The 23,457-nt window shown below is 36.4% G+C and carries 23 protein-coding genes; 16 read left to right on the forward strand and 7 right to left on the reverse strand.

The genetic code is table 11. From position 1 onward, the window contains the following. Positions 1-6: 6 nt before the first annotated feature. The 10 genes from map (at position 7) to dnaK (ending at position 7,790) form a co-directional block, all read left to right on the forward strand. A complete protein-coding gene (map, locus tag CPT03_RS21325; RefSeq protein WP_099440716.1) occupies positions 7-792 on the forward strand; it encodes a type I methionyl aminopeptidase in 786 nt (261 codons plus the stop codon). Positions 793-863: 71 nt separating this feature from the next. Then, positions 864-1,082 (forward strand): translation initiation factor IF-1, encoded by a 219-nt coding sequence (gene infA, locus CPT03_RS21330; RefSeq protein ID WP_048907428.1) that lies wholly within the window; start codon positions 864-866, stop codon positions 1,080-1,082. Position 1,083: 1 nt separating this feature from the next. After that, on the forward strand, positions 1,084-1,200 hold the full coding sequence (gene ykgO / locus CPT03_RS21335; protein WP_008244551.1) for a type B 50S ribosomal protein L36: 117 nt from the start codon (positions 1,084-1,086) through the stop codon (positions 1,198-1,200). 83 nt (positions 1,201-1,283) lie between these two features. After that, a complete protein-coding gene (gene rpsM / locus CPT03_RS21340) occupies positions 1,284-1,661 on the forward strand; it encodes a 30S ribosomal protein S13 (protein ID WP_048907427.1) in 378 nt (125 codons plus the stop codon). Between the two features lie 22 nt (positions 1,662-1,683). Beyond that, on the forward strand, positions 1,684-2,073 hold the full coding sequence (gene rpsK, locus CPT03_RS21345) for a 30S ribosomal protein S11 (protein ID WP_048907426.1): 390 nt from the start codon (positions 1,684-1,686) through the stop codon (positions 2,071-2,073). A gap of 65 nt (positions 2,074-2,138) precedes the next feature. Beyond that, positions 2,139-2,747 (forward strand): 30S ribosomal protein S4, encoded by a 609-nt coding sequence (rpsD, locus tag CPT03_RS21350; RefSeq protein WP_069379645.1) that lies wholly within the window; start codon positions 2,139-2,141, stop codon positions 2,745-2,747. A gap of 75 nt (positions 2,748-2,822) precedes the next feature. Beyond that, positions 2,823-3,815, forward strand: a complete 993-nt coding sequence (locus CPT03_RS21355) for a DNA-directed RNA polymerase subunit alpha (RefSeq protein WP_048907425.1) — start codon at positions 2,823-2,825, stop codon at positions 3,813-3,815. Between the two features lie 92 nt (positions 3,816-3,907). After that, positions 3,908-4,435 (forward strand): 50S ribosomal protein L17, encoded by a 528-nt coding sequence (rplQ, locus tag CPT03_RS21360; protein ID WP_099440717.1) that lies wholly within the window; start codon positions 3,908-3,910, stop codon positions 4,433-4,435. 90 nt (positions 4,436-4,525) lie between these two features. Further along, positions 4,526-5,716, forward strand: coding sequence for a class I SAM-dependent methyltransferase (locus CPT03_RS21365; protein ID WP_099440718.1), 1,191 nt, complete (start codon positions 4,526-4,528; stop codon positions 5,714-5,716). Between the two features lie 163 nt (positions 5,717-5,879). Further along, positions 5,880-7,790, forward strand: coding sequence for a molecular chaperone DnaK (dnaK, locus tag CPT03_RS21370; protein ID WP_099440719.1), 1,911 nt, complete (start codon positions 5,880-5,882; stop codon positions 7,788-7,790). Positions 7,791-7,864: 74 nt separating this feature from the next. Here dnaK and CPT03_RS21375 read toward each other — a convergent pair whose 3' ends face one another. The 6 genes from CPT03_RS21375 to CPT03_RS21400 form a co-directional block, all read right to left on the reverse strand. Continuing rightward, complete coding sequence (locus CPT03_RS21375; RefSeq protein WP_099440720.1) at positions 7,865-8,767, reverse strand: NDP-sugar synthase; 903 nt, start codon at positions 8,765-8,767, stop codon at positions 7,865-7,867. A gap of 103 nt (positions 8,768-8,870) precedes the next feature. Continuing rightward, the gene (locus CPT03_RS21380; protein WP_099440721.1) at positions 8,871-10,415 is read right to left on the reverse strand and encodes a helicase HerA-like domain-containing protein; all 1,545 of its coding nucleotides are present in this window, start codon (positions 10,413-10,415) and stop codon (positions 8,871-8,873) included. Between the two features lie 105 nt (positions 10,416-10,520). Continuing rightward, positions 10,521-11,636, reverse strand: coding sequence for a M42 family metallopeptidase (locus CPT03_RS21385; protein WP_099440722.1), 1,116 nt, complete (start codon positions 11,634-11,636; stop codon positions 10,521-10,523). 51 nt (positions 11,637-11,687) lie between these two features. Next, positions 11,688-12,107, reverse strand: a complete 420-nt coding sequence (locus CPT03_RS21390) for a GNAT family N-acetyltransferase (RefSeq protein ID WP_099440723.1) — start codon at positions 12,105-12,107, stop codon at positions 11,688-11,690. 5 nt (positions 12,108-12,112) lie between these two features. Then, positions 12,113-13,654: an acyl-CoA carboxylase subunit beta gene (locus CPT03_RS21395; protein ID WP_099440724.1), complete on the reverse strand. Its 1,542-nt coding sequence runs from the start codon at positions 13,652-13,654 to the stop codon at positions 12,113-12,115. 25 nt (positions 13,655-13,679) lie between these two features. After that, the gene (locus CPT03_RS21400) at positions 13,680-14,915 is read right to left on the reverse strand and encodes a porin (RefSeq protein ID WP_099440725.1); all 1,236 of its coding nucleotides are present in this window, start codon (positions 14,913-14,915) and stop codon (positions 13,680-13,682) included. Positions 14,916-15,111: 196 nt separating this feature from the next. On the opposite strand from CPT03_RS21400, the gene CPT03_RS21405 reads away from it, so the two are divergent. The 3 genes from CPT03_RS21405 (at position 15,112) to CPT03_RS21415 (ending at position 17,808) form a co-directional block, all read left to right on the forward strand. Next, positions 15,112-15,450 (forward strand): hypothetical protein, encoded by a 339-nt coding sequence (locus CPT03_RS21405; protein ID WP_099440726.1) that lies wholly within the window; start codon positions 15,112-15,114, stop codon positions 15,448-15,450. Between the two features lie 76 nt (positions 15,451-15,526). After that, on the forward strand, positions 15,527-17,131 hold the full coding sequence (locus tag CPT03_RS21410) for a SulP family inorganic anion transporter (RefSeq protein WP_099440727.1): 1,605 nt from the start codon (positions 15,527-15,529) through the stop codon (positions 17,129-17,131). A 5-nt stretch (positions 17,132-17,136) separates the two neighbouring features. After that, positions 17,137-17,808: a carbonic anhydrase gene (locus CPT03_RS21415; RefSeq protein ID WP_099440728.1), complete on the forward strand. Its 672-nt coding sequence runs from the start codon at positions 17,137-17,139 to the stop codon at positions 17,806-17,808. A gap of 43 nt (positions 17,809-17,851) precedes the next feature. Here CPT03_RS21415 and pruA read toward each other — a convergent pair whose 3' ends face one another. After that, the gene (pruA, locus tag CPT03_RS21420; RefSeq protein ID WP_099440729.1) at positions 17,852-19,480 is read right to left on the reverse strand and encodes an L-glutamate gamma-semialdehyde dehydrogenase; all 1,629 of its coding nucleotides are present in this window, start codon (positions 19,478-19,480) and stop codon (positions 17,852-17,854) included. 113 nt (positions 19,481-19,593) lie between these two features. On the opposite strand from pruA, the gene lpxK reads away from it, so the two are divergent. From lpxK to CPT03_RS21435, 3 genes are read left to right on the forward strand one after another with little or no spacing between them, the layout of a single operon-like run. Next, positions 19,594-20,655 (forward strand): tetraacyldisaccharide 4'-kinase, encoded by a 1,062-nt coding sequence (gene lpxK / locus CPT03_RS21425; RefSeq protein ID WP_099440730.1) that lies wholly within the window; start codon positions 19,594-19,596, stop codon positions 20,653-20,655. Beyond that, a complete protein-coding gene (locus tag CPT03_RS21430; protein ID WP_099440731.1) occupies positions 20,627-21,442 on the forward strand; it encodes a purine-nucleoside phosphorylase in 816 nt (271 codons plus the stop codon). Before lpxK ends, CPT03_RS21430 begins: the two co-directional genes overlap by 29 nt. Then, positions 21,442-23,457, forward strand: a complete 2,016-nt coding sequence (locus CPT03_RS21435; protein WP_099440732.1) for a putative porin — start codon at positions 21,442-21,444, stop codon at positions 23,455-23,457. The genes CPT03_RS21430 and CPT03_RS21435 overlap by 1 nt, the downstream gene beginning before the upstream one ends.

A 23,457-nucleotide genomic window follows, 5' to 3' on the forward strand; every position in this document is an offset into this window, starting at 1 on the left:
AAGAGGATGTCTAAAATCTATTATAAATCCCTTGAGGAAATAGAGTTAATAAGAGAAAGCTCTTTGTTAGTGTCAAAGACATTAGCTGAAGTAGCAAAAGTTATTCAGCCAGGTGTTACAACCAAAAAGTTAGATCAGCTGGCTGAGACTTTTATTAAAGATCATGGGGCGATTCCCGCTTTTTTGAACTATAATGGCTTTCCTTATTCATTGTGTATTTCGCCTAATGAGCAAGTAGTTCACGGTTTTCCTAGCGACTATGTGATTCAGGAAGGTGATCTTATCTCAGTAGATTGTGGGGTTATTAAGAATAACTACTTTGGAGATTCTGCTTATACATTCTCAATTGGGGAAGTAAGTGCTGAGAAGAAGAAGTTGGTAGAGGTAACTCAGGAGTGTTTGCGATTAGCTGTTGAAAAAGCTGTAGTAGGTTCCAGGATTGGAGATATTGGGTTTGCTGTTCAAGACCTTGCTGAAAAGAATGGTTTTGGGGTGGTTAGAGAGCTTGTAGGACATGGAGTAGGAGTTAAATTGCATGAAAAGCCAGAGGTTCCTAACTACGGTAAACGTGGAAGTGGAATTAAGCTGGAAGAGGGGATGGTAATAGCAATAGAACCAATGATAAATGCCGGCACAGCCGGAGTGAAGTTTTGGTCTGATGGCTGGACAGTAACCAGTAGTGATAATAGACCTTCTGCACATTTTGAACATACAGTGGCTGTAAAAAAGGGAAAAGCAGATGTTTTATCTACCTTTTCTTTAATTGAAGAAGTTTTAATAGAAAAAAAGTAAATAATTAAAATTTTTTATTTAATTTTGCAACCCTGTTTAATAGCAGCTAATTAAGTAAAAATCAATATTATATGGCTAAACAAGCCTCAATTGAACAAGACGGTGTAATAAAAGAAGCATTATCAAATGCCATGTTCAGAGTTGAACTAGAAAATGGACATGAGATAATAGCTCATATTTCGGGAAAAATGAGGATGCATTACATCAAAATTTTACCCGGAGATAAAGTAAAATTAGAGATGTCGCCTTACGATTTATCAAAGGGCAGGATTACTTATAGATATAAATAAAATGAAAGTTAGGTCATCAATTAAAAAACGTAGCGCTGATTGCAAGGTTATTCGTCGTAAAGGTAAGCTTTACGTTATAAACAAGAAAAACCCTAAGTTTAAGCAACGTCAAGGTTAAGAAATTATTGAAGTATGATTGGATTGAATGTACAGGTTACTCAATCTGTCGTTTAATCAAATAATCAAACATTTAGTACAAATATGGCAAGGATATCAGGTATTGATTTACCAAGAAACAAAAGAGGCGAAATTGGATTAACTTATATCTTCGGAATAGGTAGATCAACTGCACAACGTATATTAACTGAGGCAGGTATCGATTTAAGCAAAAAAGTACAGGACTGGTCTGATGATGAATTATCAGCAATTCGTACTATTATAAATGATGGCGTAAAAGTTGAAGGAGCTTTACGTTCAGAGGTTCAACTAAACATTAAACGTTTAATGGATATTGGTTGTTACCGTGGTTTACGTCACAGAAAAGGTTTACCTGTACGTGGTCAGCGTACTAAAAACAACTCTCGTACACGTAAAGGCAAGAGAAAAACAGTTGCGAACAAGAAAAAAGCTACTAAATAAAAATTAGTACTGAATAATAATTATGGCTAAGAGTAAAAAAGTTACCAAAAAGCGTATTGTTGTTATAGAGCCTGTTGGTCAGGCGCACATCAATGCTACTTTTAACAATATCATTGTTACCCTAACAAATAACAACGGTCAAACTATTTCATGGTCTTCTGCAGGTAAAATGGGATTCAAAGGTTCTAAAAAGAACACTCCATATGCAGCAGGTCAAGCTGCATCTGATTGCGGTAAAGTAGCATTTGATTTAGGCCTACGTAAAGTAGAGGTTTTTGTTAAAGGTCCAGGTTCAGGTCGTGAGTCTGCAATTAGAACATTGCAAGTTTCAGGAATTGAAGTAACCTCAATCAAAGATATTACACCGCTTCCACACAATGGATGTCGTCCTCCTAAGAAGAGAAGAGTTTAATTTATTAATTTTTAAAGCTAAGAGTCTGTAGCTTTAGGCTGCATGATACTTTAAAACAAAAAGCAATGGCAAGATATACAGGACCAAAGTCCAAAATCGCGCGTAAGTTCAGAGAGCCAATTTTCGGCCCTGATAAAGTTCTAGATAGAAAAAATTATCCTCCTGGGCAACACGGTGCCTCAAAAAGAAGAGGAAAACAATCTGAGTACGCTGTTCAATTAATGGAAAAGCAAAAAGTTAAATATACTTATGGTGTATTGGAGCGTCAGTTCCGTAACTTGTTTACAAAAGCATCTTCACGTGAAGGTATTACAGGTGATAACTTATTGCAATTATTGGAAGCTCGTTTAGATAATACAGTTTATAGATTAGGTATTGCTACAACACGTTCAGCTGCTCGTCAGTTAGTTAGCCATAAACACGTAACAGTTAACGGTGAGGTAGTTAATATCCCTTCATATCAATTAAAAGCAGGAGATGTTGTTGCAGTTCGTGAGAAATCAAAAACATTAGAAGCAATTACCAATTCTGTAGCAGGAAGAGTAATCAATAAGTTCAATTGGTTAGACTGGAATGCAAGTGAGTTAACTGGTAAATTTTTAACTTATCCTAATCGTGATGAGATACCAGAAAACATCAAAGAAAACCTTATAGTAGAGTTATACTCTAAGTAATATATTTATTAATTGCCTACGGGCAATTAATTTTTTATGTTGCATAATTTTAATAACGATCTAAAAACATTATAAATGGCAATTTTAGCATTTCAGAAACCCGATAAGGTAATCATGCAGAAATCAACAGATTTCGATGGTATATTTGAATTTCGTCCTTTAGAGCCCGGTTTCGGTGTAACAATTGGTAATGCCCTAAGAAGAATATTACTTTCTTCTTTAGAAGGTTATGCCATTACAAGTATTCGTTTTTCTGGCGTATCTCATGAGTTTTCTACAATGAAAGGTGTTGTAGAAGATTTAACTGAAATTATCCTTAATTTAAAACAAGTGCGTTTTAAAAAAGTAGGTGATTCAGGTGATTCTGAGAAAGTTTTTATTGTAGTAAATGGCCAAGAGCAATTTGCTGCAGGAGATATCACTAAATTCTCTAATAACTTTGAAGTTCTTAATCCAGATTTCGTTATCTGTAACATGGAGAAATCTGTTACTTTAGAGGTGGAACTGACCATTAATAAAGGACGTGGTTATGTACCAGCAGAAGAGAACAAAATCAATGATGCTGTAGTTGGAGTTATTGCGATAGACTCGATCTTCACTCCAATGAAAAATGTAAAATACACGATTGAAAACTATCGTGTTGAGCAAAAAACAGATTACGAAAAATTAATATTAGATATTTCTACTGATGGATCTATCCATCCTGAAGAGGCATTAAAAGAAGCTGCTAAGATCTTGATCCAGCACTTTATGTTGTTCTCAGATGAGAATTTAGTATTAGAATCTCAAGCTAAAGAAGAAACTAAGGAAGTTGATGAGGAAATCTTGCATATGCGTAAGATCTTAAAAACTGAATTGGTTGATTTAGACTTATCAGTTCGTGCATTGAATTGCTTAAAAGCAGCTGATATTCGTACTTTAGCTGATTTGGTTTCTTATGATGTAGCTGATATGTTAAAATTCAGAAACTTCGGTAAAAAATCTTTAACAGAGATACAAGAACTTGTAAAATCTAAAAGTTTATCTTTTGGTATGAACTTATCTAAGTTCAAACTGGATGAAGAATAATAGATTAAAAAGTATAAATTATATATTGTTAATAGTGTGTAATTCCCTCAGATTAATTTCATAGAGACGGTATACACTGAATAAATTTAAAAATGAGACACGGTAAAAAAGTAAATCACTTAGGAAGAACAGATTCACATCGTAAGGCGATGCTGGCTAATATGGCTTCATCGTTAATTAAACATAAGAGAATCTCTACAACATTAGCAAAAGCAAAAGCTTTGCGTACGTATGTGGAGCCTCTTATCACTAAATCAAAATCTGATACAACACACTCTCGTCGTATTGTTTTCGGTTACTTACAAGATAAAGAAACTGTTACTGAATTATTCCGTGATGTTGCTGCAAAAGTTGCTAACCGTCCAGGTGGTTACACCAGGATCATTAAGTTAAACAATCGTTTAGGTGATAATGCTGAAATGGCATTAATCGAATTAGTTGACTATAACGAAGTTTACGGTAAAGAAGCAGAAGCAGCTGAGAAGAAAACTACTCGTCGTGGTAGAAGCAAAGCTAAAAAATCTGACGCTCCTGCAGCAAAAACCGAAGAAGTTAAAGCTGAAGAGGTTGTTGAAGAAGCTCCTGCTGCTGAAGAAGCAAAAGAAGATAAAGGAGAATAATATTTCCATATCAAAATACGAAAGTCGGTTCAATTTGGACCGACTTTTTTTGTTTTTAAAAAAACTATCTTTGTACAGTAATCTAATTTCATGTCGAATCAACTGAATATCCAATTATTTCTGGATCAATTATCTGAAAGCATCTCTTTAAATCTTTTTCTAAAAGCATCTTTAGGCAATTATCATGGCAATGAAAAAGAGCTTAAGAATATATATGTTCGTAGAGTAAAGATTAAGAGAGTAGATGTGCTTTCTTTTAATTATCGTTATAAAACCCGCGATATTTTTAAGAACTTGAGTATCCCGGAAGGTTCTGATTTGATAGGTAATCTGATCAGCAATGATTTTAGGATATGTACACTATTTACTACTGAAAAGGAAGTAATTATTGAACATGGGAAGAAGGGGGCAATTTCCTTAAGAGAACGTCAGAACATTTCTAATGTTAAGCCAAATTTGGCTCATGATAGAGAGAAGAAAAGAATTATCGGGCCAGAGGGAAAAACTTATTTGCAAGATCTAAAAATTACAGATCAGGAAGGGAATGTTTTTAAAAATTCTCAAGACAAGTACAAGCAGATTAATCAGTATATTGAGATTTTGAGCTCTTTGATTAAGGAAATATCAAATGCGGGAATTCGAAATGTTGTGGATATGGGCTCTGGCAAGGGGTATCTCACCTTTGCTCTTTATGATTACTTACATAATGTTCTTAATCTAAGTGTGAATATGGTTGGTGTTGAATTCAGAGAGGACTTAGTACAGTTGTGTAATGGAATTGCTGAAAAGGCAAGCTTTAATCAATTGCGATTTGAGCAAGGGAGCATTGATAGTTATAGTTCTGATTCAATAGATTTGTTAATTGCCCTACATGCTTGCGATACTGCAACCGATGATGCCATTTATAAAGGAATAAAGGCAAAGGCTGAATTAATTGTTGTAGCACCTTGCTGCCATAAGCAGATCAGAAGAGAAATGGAAAAGGGTAAAGCTAAAAATAGTGTTTCCTTTTTAACCAAGTATGGAATATTTCTGGAGCGTCAGGCAGAGATGATAACTGATGGCATTAGGGCATTAGTACTGGAGTATTTTGGTTATAAAACTAAAGTATTTGAATTTATATCAGATGTTCATACCCCTAAAAATGTTTTAGTAGTAGGTATAAAAGGTAGCGTTGATAACAATAAAAAAACTGAGATACTTGCTCAGATAGAGGCGACTAAGGATTATTTTGGAATAAGTTATCATCATCTGGAAAAACTCTTAAAAGAAGAGATTTAAACGAATTCTGTCATACTGTCACATTTTTATTATGTAATTCGGACAGTTTTATATTGAAAATCTTATAGGAAAACTATTTTTTCTGCCAAAACTCTATTGGCACATTGCTTGTTAATCAGATGTAAATAAAGATTTCACAAACATTAACATAGATAAAAATAGCATGTCAAAAATTATTGGTATAGACTTAGGAACAACAAACTCTTGCGTAGCCGTAATGGAAGGTAACGAACCTGTAGTTATAGCCAACAGCGAGGGTAAACGTACTACGCCTTCCATTGTTGCCTTTGCAGAAAATGGAGAACGTAAAGTAGGTGAGCCTGCGAAGCGTCAGGCAATTACTAACCCAACAAAAACAATTTCTTCAATTAAGCGCTTTATGGGAAGCAGCTTTGCTGAAGTTTCTAAAGAAATATCCCGCATGCCTTATAAGGTAGTGAAGGGTGATAATAATACACCAAGGGTTGAAATTGACGACCGTAAATATACACCACAAGAGATTTCTGCAATGGTTTTGCAGAAAATGAAAAAAACTGCAGAAGATTTCTTAGGCCAGGAAGTAACAGAAGCCGTTATTACTGTGCCAGCTTATTTTAATGACGCTCAGCGCCAGGCAACAAAAGAAGCTGGAGAAATTGCAGGATTAACTGTTAAACGTATCATTAACGAGCCAACTGCAGCTGCTTTAGCTTATGGATTGGATAAAGCACACAAGGATATGAAAATTGTTGTGTTTGACTGTGGTGGTGGTACTCATGACGTTTCTGTATTAGAATTAGGTGATGGTGTATTTGAAGTAAAATCAACTGACGGTGATACTCACCTTGGTGGTGATGACTTTGACCATATCATTATTGAGTGGTTAGCTGAGGAGTTTAAAAATGAGAACGGCATGGATCTTCATCAGGATCCAATGGCATTGCAACGTCTTAAAGAAGCTGCTGAAAAAGCTAAAATTGAGCTTTCGAGTACAACTTCGACTGAGATTAACTTGCCATATATCACTGCTGATGCAACAGGTCCAAAACACTTGGTAAGAACTTTAACCCGTGCTAAATTTGAGCAATTAGCTAGTGATTTAATTAAACGTACAATTGACCCTTGTAAATCAGCTTTGAAAAATGCAGGTTTAAAAACAAGTGATATTGATGAGATTATACTTGTTGGTGGTTCTACACGTATTCCTGCTATTCAGGATGCAGTAAAAGCTTTCTTTGGTAAAGAACCATCTAAAGGTGTTAACCCTGATGAGGTGGTAGCTATTGGTGCTGCAATTCAAGGTGGTGTTTTAACCGGAGAAGTTAAAGATGTATTGTTATTAGATGTAACCCCTCTTTCTTTAGGTATCGAGACTATGGGTGGTGTAATGACGAAGTTAATTGAAGCTAACACAACCATACCTTCTAAAAAAGCAGAAACTTTTTCTACTGCAGCTGATAATCAGCCTTCAGTTGAAATCCACATTTTACAAGGAGAGCGCCCTATGGCGGCTCAAAACCGTACAATTGGGCGCTTTATATTAGATGGTATTCCACCAGCACCTCGTGGAGTTCCTCAAGTTGAAGTAGCATTTGATATTGATGCAAATGGTATTTTGCATGTAAGTGCTAAAGATAAAGCAACTGGTAAAGAGCAGAAAATCCGTATCGAAGCTTCTTCAGGTTTAACTGATGAAGAGATTAAAAGAATGAAAGATGAGGCCGAGAAAAATGCAGAAGCTGATAAAGCTGCTAAAGAAGAAGCAGAAAAAATCAACGGTGCTGATGCTTTAATCTTCTCAACTGAGAAACAATTAAAAGAATTCGGTGATAAATTATCGGCTGATAAAAAAGCACCTATTGAAGAAGGTTTGAAAAAACTTAAAGATGCACATGCTGCGAGAAACTTTGCTGATATTGATACAGCACAAGCTGAATTGCAAAATGCATGGAATGCAGCTTCAGAGGAAATGTATAAATCAGGACAGGATGGTGCACAACCTGAAGGCGGTGCTCAGGATGGAGCTCAGGCAGCTGATGGTGGCGATAACGTTACTGATGTTGATTTTGAAGAAGTAAAAGACGATAAGAAATAGTCCTTTAATCAATAAAAAAAGCCTCCTGGTAAATTTACCAGGAGGCTTTTTTTATTGCCTTTAATAGCGTTTAACTAGTTCCAAAGATTAGCAGGGTAAGTTCCATCTTTTACCAGCTGATCTATAGATTCCTGTACAAAAGGTTTATCTTCTTTATAGGTTACTCCAAACCACTGGCTATCCGTAGGAATAACTTTGAAAGAAGCTGCACCGCTTTTTACAAGATTCTCACCAATCAAAGGAATAAAGAACTCAGCTTTTGGTTTTTCTTTATTTTCTAAAGCAAATACTCTGAATAAATCTTCCGTTAGTTTAAAAACTGCTGGAGTGAAGCCCCAAAAGTTCATAGAAACAGGGGTATTATATTCTAATGGATATTCAGATCCTTTTTCCTCATATACTATTCCACCATCTTTTTTATAAACTTGTGTGCGTTCAGTAATTTCTTCAAGATATGCAGCATCATTGGTTTTGCAAACACCACGAGATACAGATCCGAAATCAGATAGCGTCTTTCCAATTTGATAACCAACAATAGAATAATTACTATCAGTTGCCTCATTATTTAAAAAGTCTACCATTTTTTTAAATGCATCATAGCCATAATAGTCATCTGCGTTGATTACGCAAAAAGGCTCTTTAATTACATTTCTACCAGATAGAATAGCATGAGCAGTTCCCCATGGTTTTTCACGATAGATTTCTTCCTCTATTCCAAATTGTTTCAAATCGAAATTTTGGAAAACATAATCCGTTTCAATTTTACCGCTTAATTTAGGTTCAAATATGGCTTTAAAGTTTTCTACAAATTCTTCTTTGATGATGAAAACTACTTTGCCAAATCCGGCTTTAATTGCATCGTATATAGAATAATCAATAATTGTTTCTCCATTGGGGCCAAAGCCATCAATTTGTTTCATACTGCCATAGCGACTTGCCATGCCAGCTGCTAATATTAATAAGGTAGGTTTTTTCATGCAGCGAAAATAATGATTCAATTTATATTCAATGTAAAAAGTGAGATAGTTTTTTTATTAGTTTTTTAACGTTTCTCACTGTATCATAGGAGTATGGCGGTGGTTAAAATCCAAATATTCCCTTTCCACCACTGCTGCGAGGTTTTTTCCCTGTAAGCATACCAAATATGCCACGCACTATTTCTTTTCCTATTTGTCTGGTTATAGTTGCACCCATTACCTGTTCTACTAAACTTTTCTCATTTTTCTTTGGCGCTTCTTCTATTTCTTCTGATTCCTCCTCAGCTAATTTGTCATTTACACGTTTAGTTAGAATTTCATAGGCGCTCTCAGGGTCAATTGATTCCTGATATTTAGCAGTTAGCTCACTTGACTGGATAAGGCTATTATAATCTGCAGCACTAAGAGGACCCATAATTGCTCTTGGAGGGGTAAGCATTGTTGCGGCTACTTCTGTTGGGATACCTTTTTCATTTAATACAGTTATCAATGCCTGTCCGGTTCCTAATGAAGTTAACATTTTATCAATCTCGTAAAACTCGGATCTGGGATAAGTATTTACAGTCTTTTTAAGCGCATCAACATCGTTAGGTGTAAATGCTCTTAAAGCATGCTGAACACGGTTCCCAAGTTGAGATAATACGCTCTCAGGGACATCGGTAGGGGCCTGAGTACAGAAAAATACGCCTATTCCTTTTGATCTGATCAATCTAATAATAGTTTCTATCTGCTCAAGGAATGCTTTTGATGAATTTTTAAATAATAAGTGTGCCTCATCAAAAAAGAAAACCAGTTTAGGTTTATCCAAATCTCCCGCCTCAGGCATGTTATAGAAAATCTCAGCAAGTAAACTTAGCAGGTAAGTAGAGTAAAGTACAGGCTGGTTTTGTACATCTGAGATATTAAGTAAACTAATTACTCCTTTGCCATCGGTTTTGGTAAAAAGATCTTCTATGTCAAAAGATCGTTCGCCAAACATCGCACTAAGGCCTTGTTGTTCAATAGTAACGATCTTTCTTAATATTGTTCCAGAAGTTGCGGTAGATATTTTGCCGTAAGAACTTTTAATCTCCTCGGCGCCTTGACCTTCGGCTAAATATGAAACTAATTTTTTAAGATCATTCAGGTCAATAATTGGCAACTTATTATCGTCGGCATATTTAAAGATCACAGCCAGCACACCTGCTTGCGTATCATTTAAATCAAGAATTTTAGAGAGTAGGGTGGGGCCAAATTCAAGAACTGTAGCTCGCATTTGTGCACCTAGTTTGCCAGACAGAGAAAAAATCTCGACAGGGAATCCGGAAGGGCTGAAAGGCCTGCCAAGCTGACTCGCTCTCTCTTCTATTTTCGGATTGATTGGCCCTGGCTGGTTAAGACCCGACAAATCTCCTTTTACATCAAGCATAAACACAGGTACACCTGCGTCGGATAGCTGTTCTGATAGCAATTGTAATGTGCGGGTTTTTCCTGTGCCCGTTGCTCCTGCAACTAGACCATGCCTGTTCATCATCTTTAGCGAAAGGTTAACCTCAGCCTCAGCAATTACTTGCCCATCCAGAATACCTGCCCCCAAATAGATGTATGACCCACTTGGTGTATAGGAAGCCTTAATTTTTTCTGTGAATTTTGCAGATTGATCACTCATAGGAACATAGTTTTTTTATAAAAGTAAGAAAAGCACCCGAAATCTAAACAAAAAGAAAAGCGTGCCTCGAATTAACGGGCACGCTTAAAAATTAGTTATTTAAATTTACCTGGAATAGGTAAAATCGTGATCTTTTTTTATGTTCAGCAGTGAGTGATAAATCAGGTTAATTACATTATCAACATCTTCTTTGTGAATCATTTCTACAGTAGTATGCATGTATCTTAATGGTAAAGAAATTAATGCCGATGGAACGCCGCCATTAGAGTATGCAAAAGCATCAGTATCTGTACCAGTTGAACGTGATGATGCCTGGCGCTGGAAAGGTATGTCATTCTTTTCAGCTGTTTCAATAAGCAATTTATTCAGATTTGTTTGAACAGCTGGGGCATATGAAACTACCGGGCCTTTACCACAAGCTAAATCTCCCTGGGTGATCTTACTGATCATAGGGGTTGTAGTATCATGAGTAACATCAGTAATTATTGCTACATTAGGTTTAATTCTATGTGCAATCATTTCAGCCCCTCTTAATCCAATTTCTTCCTGAACGGAATTCACTATATAAAGTCCAAAGGGTAATTTCTTTTTATTTTCCTGAAGCAGTCTTGCAACCTCAGCAATCATAAATCCACCAGCCCTGTTGTCAAGTGCACGACCCACATAATAGCGGTCATTTAAAACCATGAATTCATCTTCGTAAGTAATTACACAGCCTACATGAATGCCTAGTTTTTCCACTTCTTCTTTAGATGTACATCCGCAATCAAGAAATATGTTTTTTAATGCCGGAGCTTCTTCTTTTTCGCCTCCGTTACGGGTATGAATTGCAGGCCATCCAAATACGGCTTTAACCATGCCTTTATCCGTATGAATATTCACTCTTTTAGACGGAGCTATTTGATGATCCGAACCTCCGTTGCGGATTACATAAATTAAGCCATCTGCTGTTATATAATTAACAAACCAAGAGATTTCATCTGCATGAGCCTCAATAACTACCTTAAAATCTGCTTTAGGGTTAATAACACCAACTGCTGTTCCGTAATTATCTATAAAACTTTCATCTATATAAGGCTTTAAATAATCCAGCCATAACTTTTGGCCGGGATATTCAAACCCTGTCGGAGACGGGTTATTGATATATTTTTCAAAAAATTGAAGCGATTTCTTATTTACTACACTTACGTGTTTCTTTTTATCTTCTTTTTTCTTTGCCATCTTATATTTTTTATTGTAAACAAATATAGAAACTAAGGCCTAAGCAGCAAGCTAATTATTGAGTTCTAACTCCATAATGACAAAGTCGATACCATTATTGGTAGAAATTTTATCTGTTTGAATGAAGCCAAATTTGTTGTAAAAAGGAATTGCTGATACGCGTGCATTACACCATAACTTTATAGCTCCAAAAGTTTTAACAAAGCTAATTATATGATCCAGTAAAAGTGATCCATACCCCTTTCCCTGCAATTCCACAATTGTTGCGAATTTTCTGAACTGATAAATGTTGCCTTTGTTAAATAATGAAACTACAGATGCTAATTGATTGCCCACAAATAATCCAAAATGTATTCCCTCTTCATCATTTGCCAATTTTATAGCATCAAAAGGTAAATCAGGATACATCACTTCATGTCTTATCCTCCAGGTTAAGTCAGTTCTGATTTGTTCAATATGGACTTCCGGCATCAAGGTTATAATGGGATATTCCCGTGTTTTTTACGTGGGCGGTTAACAACTTTATTTTCCAGCATTTTAAATGCTTTAATAAGCTTAATTCTGGTTTGCGCAGGTTCAATTACCTCATCTACAAAGCCGCGTTCTGCAGCTCTGTAAGGATTTGCAAAAATATCAGAATATAGTTTCTCTTTCTCCAGCCATTTTTCCTCAGGGTGTTCGGCGCTGGTAATTTCTTTCTTGAAAATTATTTCAGCAGCGCCCTTTGCACCCATCACTGCAATCTCTGCCGAAGGCCATGCATAATTTAAATCGGCCCCAATATGCTTGGAGTTCATTACATCGTATGCACCTCCGTATGCTTTGCGGGTAATTACGGTAATGCGCGGTACTGTTGCCTCGCTAAAAGCATATAATAGTTTAGCTCCATTTGTAATAATTCCATTCCATTCCTGATCTGTACCAGGCAAAAAGCCGGGAACATCTTCAAAAACAAGCAAAGGAATGTTAAAACAATCGCAGAAGCGTACAAATCTGGCTGCTTTTGTAGAAGCATGATTGTCTAAAACCCCTGCCAGGTAAGCTGGCTGATTTGCAACAACTCCTATGCTCCTACCAGCTAAGCGGACAAATCCGACAACAATATTTTCCGCATAATCTTTATGTACTTCCAAAAAGCTATCTGTATCAACAACTTCAGTTATTATGGATCTTATATCGTAAGGCTGATTCGCATTCTCAGGCATAATGGAGTTAAGAGACAAGCGACTTTCATTTGTTAATGTATAAGGTAATTGTGTTGGAATTTCCTCGCAATTCTGAGGCATATAGCTCAGTAATTTTTTAACATGATTAATGGCATCCAGTTCATTTGGGCAAGCAAAATGAGTTACTCCTGATTTTGTAGCATGAGTTGAAGCACCTCCAAGTTCTTCAGAGCTAACCTCCTCGTGAGTTACAGTTTTAACAACATTTGGTCCCGTAACAAACATGTATGAGGTATTCTCTACCATTAAAATGAAATCAGTAATAGCGGGTGAATAAACTGCGCCGCCTGCACAAGGCCCCATTATTGCCGAAAGTTGAGGGATAACTCCCGAAGCCTGAACATTTCTGTAAAAAATATCTGCATAACCACCTAATGAAACTACGCCTTCCTGTATCCTTGCTCCGCCACTATCATTCAGGCCAATAAGAGGGGCCCCATTTTTCATGGCCATGTCCATTATTTTACAGATCTTTTCGGCATGTGTTTCAGAAAGGGAACCTCCAAAAACTGTAAAATCCTGTGAAAACACATAAACCAGACGGCCGTTTATGTTCCCATAACCAGTTACAACTCCGTCGCCCAGATATTTCTCGCGTTCCATTCCAAAATCTACACTTCTATGGGTTACCATCATGCCGATTTCTTCGAACGAATTTTCATCCAATAAAAAATGAATTCGCTCTCTTGCGGTTAATTTACCCTTTTTGTGCTGACTTTGAATTCTCGCTTGGCCACCACCTTCATTCGCTTTTTTTATTTTGTCCTGAAGTGCCTCAATTTTATTCTTCATGTTAAACCCTAATAATTTTAATTATTTACCAGCGATATTGCAATCTGGTAGTAAATACATCGTCTTTTAAGTCAGCAGTATAGTCTGGAAGCTTTGTGCCATCATTTACCACATGCTCGTTGTACAATGTAAGTTTAAATCTTGAATTTATTAGATAGGTAATGCCATAGCCAAGGGTACTGAATTTAATATCACCGGCTGTAGTGTTATTTCCTGCAACACCAATTTCCGATTCACTTATTTCTCTGTTTGGATCGTACACATCATAAGATACAAGTGCAGTGAATTTAGTATTTGCAATTTGCTGGGTTAGCCATAAGTAGTATCCAGAAAATGGACGCAGGTATAAATCTGTTGCAGGCTGTGCTGAGAAACTAGTACTTGAAAGAGGACCTATTACACTTGCCGAGGCTGCTACACCAGGTTGCGTGCCCTGAAGATATTCGGCCTTAAAGATGGTTCTGCCAAAGGTATTATCATACTGGAGTTGCAAATTACCCCCATAATATTCTCGTTTGCCAAAATAGCCTACGTTATTTGGACTAGTATTTTTTTCAAAACCTGAGGCTGTTGCTGAATAATAACTCTCTGTATTATTCCGCACACTGCCCTCATAAATAGAGGCTCCAAAACCTAGGTGAAGTTTTTTATTTGCCAGGCTATCGAATTTGAAACCAAGATTTCCAATAATATCTTTTTTTGAATCATAGTCTCTTGCATTATAACCACTTCCATTTACAACTGCTAATTCTGCTGTCAGAAATTTAAAAAGCTTTTTTGGATGGTAAGTTACCATAGCGCCAATATCTCTTTCCCTTGGCATTAAAGTCTGGAAAACCCGTGCTCTTTCAGGGAAATCCCTATATCCTGATGAATAAACAATAGAATGGCCAAAAGGGCGGTTAAACAGACCTGCGGTTAAGAGAAGGGTTTTTGAATCAGGTTGGTGTAATTGTATAAATGCATCCATCAATTGAATTCCGTTTTGCGTAGCATCTATTTGAAAAACAATACTTGAATACTTATCTGCCCTGTCAATCTTCAATCGGCCCCTGCGTATCATGAAACGACTATCAGAGTTTTTTGAGAAATCTCCACCCGAAAAGGAAGAAATTCCTTCAGATTGTGCTTTTTGAAATTGTGTTTGCAAATAACCTGTTATAGCAATTTCGTGAGGATCATAGGTAGAAGGAGCATTATTACTTTGGGCAAAAAGAACAACCGGATAAAAAAATATCAGGATTAATAGTATTTTTTTCATGAATGAGTAAAAGAATTTTGATCGCCTAAATTACGGTAAATGAAGCATTTTTCTTTAAAATGCTTCCAGATATTTTAAAAAGTAGGGGTATAGCACAAGGAGAAGCAACAACTAAATTACATTTTTTTTACATGATAATTTGTAAGTAAGCAATGTTTGGAGCTATTTTTGGTGAGTTAGAAAAAAGTAAAAACAAATGTTTCTAAGAAAATACCGTTTTTTAATAGTGATTACCTTCTTAAGTATCTTCTCGGCGAAGATGGTAATTTCTGGCGCACCGGTGTTTTTTAGTCATATTGATAAGAATATCATGGTTTCCGTAATCATGCAAATTGAAGCTGAACATAGTACTGATGGAGATTCCGGTAAGGCTAAAGTAAAGCTCTTTGATTACAAAGCAGATTTTCAACACACTTATGTGTGGTCATCTGTGCTTCATCTATATGGTATAAATAATAGTTTTATAGATAATTTCAAACGGTATTTCGATCCATTTCATCCTTCGGTGCCTACACCGCCTCCTAACTTAAGCTAATTTAGTGTGTGTAACCAATTTTAAGAATTGGTATGCAATTTTTTGAAATTAGTTTAAAAGATTAAAACATAGTTTTATGCAAAGTGGAAACTCAATCTTTTCAAGATTGGAAGTGAAGAAATATATATTAAAAAAGAACCTGAAGCGTGATTTGCCCTCTAGTATTGTGGTATTTCTTGTTGCCTTGCCCCTCTGTTTGGGTATTGCCCTTGCTTCAGGTGCACCATTGTTTGCCGGTTTAATTACTGGTATAGTTGGTGGAATTGTAGTTGCAAGTGCAAGTGGCTCACAATTAAGTGTTAGTGGGCCCGCTGCAGGGCTAACTGCAATTGTTTTGGGGGCTATTGGTCAATTAGGAGGTTATCAGATATTTTTAGTTGCAGTTGTTCTTGCTGGTGCAATTCAGATAGTGTTGGGATTATTAAAGGGCGGAACAATAGGTAACTATTTTCCTTCAAGTGTAATTGAAGGAATGCTAGCTGCAATTGGACTAACATTGATACTTAAACAGCTTCCTCATGCACTGGGTGTGGATTCAGATTTTTTTGGTGATGAAAGTTTCTTCCAAAAAGATAATGAAAATACATTTTCAGCCATTGGTGGGGCATTAAGTCATTTTAGCCTGGCGGCTATTGTGATTAGTGTATTATCAATTTTGGTTCTGATTTTCTGGCCAAAATTTAAGAAGCTAAGTATTGTGCCTGCACCATTAGTTGTGGTGGTAATCGGGGTTGTACTTACTATTGTTTTTCAAGGTAGTAATTATGCCTTGCAAGCAAAACAAATGGTAGAGATTCCGGTTGTAAACAGCTGGTCGGAATTTACAGGTTTATTTACAGCACCCGATTTTTCACAGATACTAAATGGAAAGGTATGGGTTGTAGCTGGAACAATTGCAGTGGTAGCAAGTCTTGAAACACTGCTAAGTATAGAAGCGATTGATAAAATAGACCCAATTAAGCGTGTTTCGCCAACAAATAGAGAGTTGGTAGCTCAGGGAACCGGCAACATGGTGAGTGGTTTATTAGGTGGTTTACCACTAACATCAGTAATAGTAAGAAGCTCAGCAAACGTAAATGCAGGCGGAAGAACAAAGATGTCAGCTATTTTTCATGGCGTGTGGTTGCTGTTGTCTCTTCTTTTTATACCTGGAATTATAAACATGATTCCTTTAGCATGTTTGGCGGCAATTCTATTGGTAACAGGATATAAATTAGCACGTATAGAGCTTTTTAAACATATGTACCATAAGGGTTGGGATCAGTTTGTCCCATTTGTTATTACTATAGTTGCCGTTTTGTTAACAGATTTGTTAAAAGGCGTAGCTATAGGTATGCTATTCTCAATATTTTATTTATTGCGTACCAACATGCGCAACCCATATTTCTATAAAATACAGGAAGAAGGGAATAAAAAGAATTTAAGGATAAAGCTCGCTGAAGAAGTATCCTTTTTAAATAAGGCCGCAATTCAGGTAGTGTTAAATAAAATTCCTAAAGAAACAAATGTAATCATCGACGGATCCAATTCAAGGTACATAGATCCGGATGTATTGGAAACCATTTTTAACTATAAGCATAATGCTTATACTAAAGGTATTATTGTAATTTTAGAAAATATAAAAGAACAATATACCGTACCTAAATTAAACAATAAAGTCATTGAAGAAATTAACAGTTAAATATTATGTGCGCTAAATTAGAAAAACAACATACAGATCAGATTACATACGATAGTTTATTAAAGGGAAATAAAGAATGGGTTGCTGCAACTCTTAAAGAAGACCCTCAGTTTTTTGACCGCTTGTCTGCTGGTCAGGCTCCTCCAGTATTGTGGATAGGTTGCTCAGACAGTCGTGTGCCTGCAAATCAGATCACTAATACTTTGCCGGGCGATATTTTTGTACATCGCAACATTGCTAATGTGGTAACACATACAGATATGAATTTGTTAAGCGTACTGGATTATTCAGTAAACGTGCTTAAAGTAAAACATATCATTGTATGTGGTCATTATGGGTGTGGCGGTGTAAATGCCGCACTTGGAGATAAGCAAGTAGGATTAATTGATAACTGGTTAAGAAATATCAAAGACGTGATTCGTATACATGAGCGTGAAATGTCGACCATTAAAGATCCTCAAAAGAGATCAGATCGTTTGGTTGAACTAAACGCAATAGAAAGTGCTGCAAATGTGATGAGTACTTCAATTGTACAAAATGCATGGGCTTCAGGCCAAGAGCTTTCTGTTAATGCCTGGGTTTACAGCTTAAAAACAGGATTGATTACAGACATGCTGGTGAGTGCATCAAGTGGAGATGATATTTCTCCGGTCTTTAAAATGAAAGCTGAAAAATAAAAAAAAACTCCCGGTTCATCACCGGGAGTTTTTTTTGATCTTTTTATCCTAAAAAAGGATAACGATAATCCTTCGGTGGATCAAATGTTTCTTTAATAGTACGTGGAGAAACCCAGCGTAAAAGATTAATCATCGATCCGGCTTTGTCATTTGTACCAGATCCTCTGGCACCGCCAAAAGGTTGTTGTCCAACAACTGCACCAGTACATTTATCATTAATATAGAAATTGCCAGCAGCATTTCTTAAACGCTGAGTAGCTTTTTCAATAGCGTAACGATCCTGAGCAATAACAGCTCCTGTTAATGCATAGATAGAAGTAGTGTCAATAATGTCAAGAACTTTATCAAAATCTTTATCCTCGTAAACATAGATTGTTAATACAGGGCCAAAAAGTTCTTCGCACATTGTAACGTACTTTGGATCTTTAACAACAAGAACTGTAGGCTCAATAAAGTAACCTTTAGATTTGTCGTAATTTCCACCTGCAATGATCTCTACAGATTTATCTTGCTTAGCTTCATCAATATATTTAGCTAGTTTGTTAAAAGATTTCTCGTCAATAACTGCATTAATGAAGTTGCTGAAATCTTCAGTCCCGCCCATTTTAAATGTTGCCAGATCACGTAACATCAGGTCCTTAATTTCTGGCCATACAGTTTTCGAAATATATACACGAGATGCAGCAGAACATTTCTGGCCTTGATATTCAAAAGCACCACGGATAATAGCAGTACTTGATATTTCCGGGTCTGCCGAACCATGTACAAGGATAAAGTCCTTACCTCCGGTTTCGCCAACAATGCGCGGATAGGTTTTAAATTTATGGATATTATTGCCAATAGTTTTCCAGATATTTTGGAAAACAGCAGTAGATCCTGTAAAGTGAATTCCTGCAAAATCCGGGTGACTAAATATTACTTCACCAGCTTCGGGGCCATCAACGTAAACCAGGTTGATAACGCCATCAGGTAATCCGGCTTCTCTAAATATCTGCATTAAAACATTTGCGGCAAAAATTTGTGTGTCAGCTGGCTTCCATACTACCACGTTACCCATCATAGCTGCAGATGTAGGAAGATTTCCTGCAATAGCTGTAAAGTTAAAAGGCGTTAAAGCAAATACAAAACCCTCTAAAGGACGTTGTTCAACTCGGTTCCATGATCCTTTAGGCGATACAGGAGGTTGTTGCTTATAGATTTCGGCCATGTAGCTAACATTGAAACGAAGAAAATCGATCAGTTCACATGCCGAATCAATCTCAGCTTGATAAGCATTTTTTGATTGCCCAAGCATTGTTGCTGCGTTTAACTTGTAGCGATAAGGACCCGCAATTAAATCAGCAGCTTTCAAGAAAATTGCAGCGCGGTGTTCCCATGCCAAATTTTCCCAGTCAGCTTTGGCAGCTAAAGCTGCATCAATAGCTTGCTTTACATGGTTTTTATTTCCAATACTATATTTACCCAATATATGTTGATGATCGTGCGGAGGGGTAACCTTTCCTTTAACTTCTGTATGCACTTCCTCAACACCAATATACATTGGTATTTCAATTTGTTTGGAACGGGCATCGGCTAAAGCGGCCTTCAAAAGTTCACGTTCTTTACTTCCTGGCGCATAACCCAAAATGGGCTCATTTACAGGAGCTGGTACGTTAAAAAATCCTTTAAGCATTTTGTAATAAGTTATTTTTACAAAGGTAACCTTTTATTTATTACGCTGGTAAATAGGAAACGTTATATAGGTGATAAAATGAGCCGTAATAATTCTTATTTTTGAAACCGCACATGACTAAATACCTCAGACTATTATTACTTCCGTTTTCTGTAGTGTATGGCTTAATAACCCTGATCAGGAATAAGCTTTATGACATAGGTGTGTTTAAGCAAACTGCTTTTAATCTGCCTGTAATCTGTGTAGGTAACCTTGTTGTTGGTGGTTCTGGCAAAAGTCCGGTAACAGAATATCTTGTAAATTTATTTCCTGATAAGCGTATTGCAATTCTAAGCAGAGGATATGGGCGTAAAACTACAGGATACATCCTTGCAGATGCCACTGCAACTGCCGAATCGATAGGCGATGAGCCCATGCAATTTTATAATAAGTTTCCTAACGTTACTGTTGCAGTTTGTGAGAAACGGGTTGCGGGAATTAATCATTTAAAAAGCAACCACGATTTAATTATACTCGACGATGCCTTTCAGCATAGAAGCGTAAAACCAGGTTTTAGCATTCTTCTGTTTGAATATCAAAAGCTATTGAGTATGCAGTTTTTGCTTCCTGCCGGGAATTTAAGAGAACCTTTTTTCGGGTATCATCGTGCACAGGCATTGTTGATTACAAAAGGCCCGGAAAATATTGAAGCACATCAAAAGCAAACCTGTATAAGGAAGTTTGATAAAGATGCACAACAAAACGTATCATTTTCTTTTCTAACTTATGGGAATCTTACGCACCTTGTTTCAAAAGCTGAACAGTCTTTAACCTCGTTGTCCGGTAATACCATGGTATTCTTGTTAACAGGGATAGCTAATCCTATGCCGTTGCTGTGGGAGCTACAGAAATACACAAAGCAAATAAATCATTCTGATTATCCAGATCACTATCGCTTTACTGTACAAAACATTCAGCAACTTGTAAATGCCTTTAATAACCATCCTTCTGAAGAAAAAATAATAATAACAACAGAAAAAGATGCTCAGCGTTTATTAGATGATGTATTAAAAGAATTACTTTTAAATTTGCCTGTCTTTTATTTGCCAGTTAAAATAACATTACCGGAAGAAGATAAAGCTACCTTTGATAAAAAGATTTTAGATTATGTTTCAAGCACTACACGAAACCGTTGAATATATAAAACGAAAAACTGATAATTTCCAACCGGAAATTGGAATTGTTTTAGGAACCGGCCTGGGTGGCCTTGTTAATGAGATTCAGGTTGAATATCAGTTAATGTACTCTAACATCCCTAACTTCCCAATATCAACCCTTGAATTTCATACCGGAAAGCTAATTTTTGGAAAGCTTAATGACAAAAGAGTAGTTGCAATGCAAGGGCGACTTCATTATTACGAAGGTTATTCGATGCAGCAAATTACTTTTCCTATCAGGGCTATGAAGGCCTTAGGAATTGCTCATTTATTTGTTTCAAATGCGGCAGGCTCATTAAATCCGGAGTTCAAAAAAGGTGATTTAATGGTAATCAATGATCATATCAATTTACAACCAGAGAGTCCGCTGCGTGGTAGCAATGATTCAGATATGGGCCCCCGTTTTCCGGATATGAGCCAACCATACAACAGAACATTAATTAAACAAGCAATTAATATTGCAAACAACAATAACATTAAGTGCCATCAAGGCGTTTATATTGCCGTAACAGGGCCAAATTTAGAAACGAAAGCAGAATATAATTATTTAAGAATTATTGGAGGTGATGCTGTAGGTATGAGTACTGTGCCAGAAGTAATAGTGGCCAATCACATGAGCATTCCCGTATTCGCAATTTCTGTGTTAACAGACGAGGGATTTCCCGAAGTACTTGAACCGGTAAGTCTCGAAGAAATAATAGAAACGGCAAAGATTGCAGAACCTAAAATGACAAAAATATTAAGCCAGTTAATTTCAACCTTATAATGTATAAAAACATTGCCTTCCTTGTTTTTTGCTTTGTCATCTTCGGGGGTGTACAATTGTTTGCGCAAGATTTAAAAACTACCGTTAATGATAATAAGGAGCTTGACTCCTTAAGGAAAAAAGAGGAAGAAGGAAGGGATTCTGTAGTGTTTACATCAAAGTATATTAGGTATACTACACTTAAACTTACAAAAGATAGTATCCAAACAATAGCTTTAGATACCACATTAACCGGCTTTCAAAATTTTAATGTACTAATACAACCAAGAACGCCAACAGTAGGAGTAGGTAACCTGGGCCTTGCAGCCAGACCAATGCTTTTTGAGCCTGTAAAAACCATAGGTTTTGATATAGGAATGCATTCATTGGATTATTACGCCATGACCCACGATGATATTCGGTATTACCAGGCAAGAACACCATTTACAAGCCTCTATTATGTTAGTGCAGGCGAAGCAGAGCAAGTTTTTAAAGTGATACATTCTCAAAATGTTAAGCGTAATTTTAATGTTGGACTAAATTTTAACAGAATAGGAGCAAATGGCTATTACAGAAGGCAAAGGGGAGACGATCTGAATGGATCTCTTTTTACCTGGTATCAATCGCCAAACAAAAGATATAACCTATGGAGTAGCGTGGTGTTTAATACCCTTAAAACCCAGGAGAATGGCTCTATACTTAATGATTCTATTTTTACAGGCACAAACAATTCTGTAGATAAACTTACAGAACCTGTTAGGCTGCAAACAGGTAAGCGAATATGGCGTCAAACTGGCTTTATGCTTAAGCAAACTTATTTTGTTGGGCGGATAGATAGTGTTGCTCAGGAAATAACAAAAAAAATACTTCCAACAAACAGGGTGTCATATACCTTAAAATATGATGCAAATTCATATGCTTTCCAAATGGACGAGAATTTTGCCAGTTCCGCTTTAAGGGAATCTGTTTTTCCAAATGGAGTTGGTCTTGCCGATAGTTCTTTTACTAACGATAGCACAAGGTATAAGCATATTCAAAATGAGTTTATTTACAGCTTTTTTCTTAGGGCAAAGGGAAGTTCAATTATCAAGAACGAACTAAAGCTTGATGTAGGGATAAAACACGACTTTTATAATTATAATCAAATGGTGCTTTATAAAGATCGCACCAGATTTTATGATTATTCTGCCACCTTTCAAAACATTACCTTGTTAGGCAATGCAGGATATCGTTTAAGTAACAAAATAGATTTTAATGTCGATTTACAACAAATCTTTCAGGGAAGAAATGTGGGCGATTTTCTATATGAAGCCAAAAGCAACGTCCTTTTAAGCAAATCTGTCGGGCGAATTATTTTAGGAGCGTATTTCCAAAATAAATCACCAGAAGAAACTTATACCAATTACTTTGGCAACCACTACCGTTGGGAAAATAACTTCGATCGTAGTAAAACCATTAACCTGTCTTTCAATTTTATTAATGAAAAATTTGGCTTTGATGCAGGTGCCCAATATTACCTAATTGATAACTATTTGTATTTTGGTCAGGATGATGCAGGAGGCATTAAGCCATTTCAGTTGGGTTCTTCTATAAATCTCCTTAAAATAACTGCAGGTAAAAAATTCAAATTTGGTAAGTTTAACTTAGATAGTTACCTGGTATATCAAAAAACAGATAATCCGGATAAATTACGTACTCCTGAAATTTACACCTTCAATAGTTTTTATCTGGATCAAACCTTTTTCAAGGTGTTAAAAACAAATATTGGTTTTGACGTTCGTTATAACACACCCTATAAAGCATACGCGTATTCAACCGCAACCGGGCAGTTCTATATTGGTAAAGATATAACGTTTGATACTACTCCAATTGTGGATGTATGGGTTAAAGCAAGCTTAAGAAGAGCCAATCTATTTGTGAAATGTGACTACGTAAACCAAGGTTTATTGTATAAGGGATACTACACGGTTGACCGCTACCCAATGCCAGATCGATTATTGTTTAAGTTCGGTGTAAGCTGGAATTTCTACGATTAG

This window comes from Pedobacter ginsengisoli (assembly GCF_002736205.1).
GTDB classification, from domain to species: domain Bacteria; phylum Bacteroidota; class Bacteroidia; order Sphingobacteriales; family Sphingobacteriaceae; genus Pedobacter; species Pedobacter ginsengisoli_A.

Bases quoted from the DNA above. Each gene is read 5' to 3' on its own strand.
- CPT03_RS21405 (WP_099440726.1), top strand. From the start codon at position 15,112: ATGTTTCTAAGAAAATACCGTTTTTTAATAGTGATTACCTTCTTAAGT.
- CPT03_RS21395 (WP_099440724.1), bottom strand. From the start codon at position 13,654: ATGAAGAATAAAATTGAGGCACTTCAGGACAAAATAAAAAAAGCGAAT.
- CPT03_RS21365 (WP_099440718.1), top strand. From the start codon at position 4,526: ATGTCGAATCAACTGAATATCCAATTATTTCTGGATCAATTATCTGAA.
- lpxK (WP_099440730.1), top strand. From the start codon at position 19,594: ATGACTAAATACCTCAGACTATTATTACTTCCGTTTTCTGTAGTGTAT.
- CPT03_RS21410 (WP_099440727.1), top strand. From the start codon at position 15,527: ATGCAAAGTGGAAACTCAATCTTTTCAAGATTGGAAGTGAAGAAATAT.
- ykgO (WP_008244551.1), top strand. From the start codon at position 1,084: ATGAAAGTTAGGTCATCAATTAAAAAACGTAGCGCTGATTGCAAGGTT.
- CPT03_RS21400 (WP_099440725.1), bottom strand. From the start codon at position 14,915: ATGAAAAAAATACTATTAATCCTGATATTTTTTTATCCGGTTGTTCTT.
- CPT03_RS21355 (WP_048907425.1), top strand. From the start codon at position 2,823: ATGGCAATTTTAGCATTTCAGAAACCCGATAAGGTAATCATGCAGAAA.
- pruA (WP_099440729.1), bottom strand. From the start codon at position 19,480: ATGCTTAAAGGATTTTTTAACGTACCAGCTCCTGTAAATGAGCCCATT.
- CPT03_RS21385 (WP_099440722.1), bottom strand. From the start codon at position 11,636: ATGGCAAAGAAAAAAGAAGATAAAAAGAAACACGTAAGTGTAGTAAAT.
- dnaK (WP_099440719.1), top strand. From the start codon at position 5,880: ATGTCAAAAATTATTGGTATAGACTTAGGAACAACAAACTCTTGCGTA.
- rplQ (WP_099440717.1), top strand. From the start codon at position 3,908: ATGAGACACGGTAAAAAAGTAAATCACTTAGGAAGAACAGATTCACAT.
- CPT03_RS21430 (WP_099440731.1), top strand. From the start codon at position 20,627: ATGTTTCAAGCACTACACGAAACCGTTGAATATATAAAACGAAAAACT.
- map (WP_099440716.1), top strand. From the start codon at position 7: ATGTCTAAAATCTATTATAAATCCCTTGAGGAAATAGAGTTAATAAGA.
- rpsK (WP_048907426.1), top strand. From the start codon at position 1,684: ATGGCTAAGAGTAAAAAAGTTACCAAAAAGCGTATTGTTGTTATAGAG.
- CPT03_RS21390 (WP_099440723.1), bottom strand. From the start codon at position 12,107: ATGCCGGAAGTCCATATTGAACAAATCAGAACTGACTTAACCTGGAGG.
- CPT03_RS21375 (WP_099440720.1), bottom strand. From the start codon at position 8,767: ATGAAAAAACCTACCTTATTAATATTAGCAGCTGGCATGGCAAGTCGC.
- rpsM (WP_048907427.1), top strand. From the start codon at position 1,284: ATGGCAAGGATATCAGGTATTGATTTACCAAGAAACAAAAGAGGCGAA.
- CPT03_RS21435 (WP_099440732.1), top strand. From the start codon at position 21,442: ATGTATAAAAACATTGCCTTCCTTGTTTTTTGCTTTGTCATCTTCGGG.
- infA (WP_048907428.1), top strand. From the start codon at position 864: ATGGCTAAACAAGCCTCAATTGAACAAGACGGTGTAATAAAAGAAGCA.
- rpsD (WP_069379645.1), top strand. From the start codon at position 2,139: ATGGCAAGATATACAGGACCAAAGTCCAAAATCGCGCGTAAGTTCAGA.
- CPT03_RS21380 (WP_099440721.1), bottom strand. From the start codon at position 10,415: ATGAGTGATCAATCTGCAAAATTCACAGAAAAAATTAAGGCTTCCTAT.
- CPT03_RS21415 (WP_099440728.1), top strand. From the start codon at position 17,137: ATGTGCGCTAAATTAGAAAAACAACATACAGATCAGATTACATACGAT.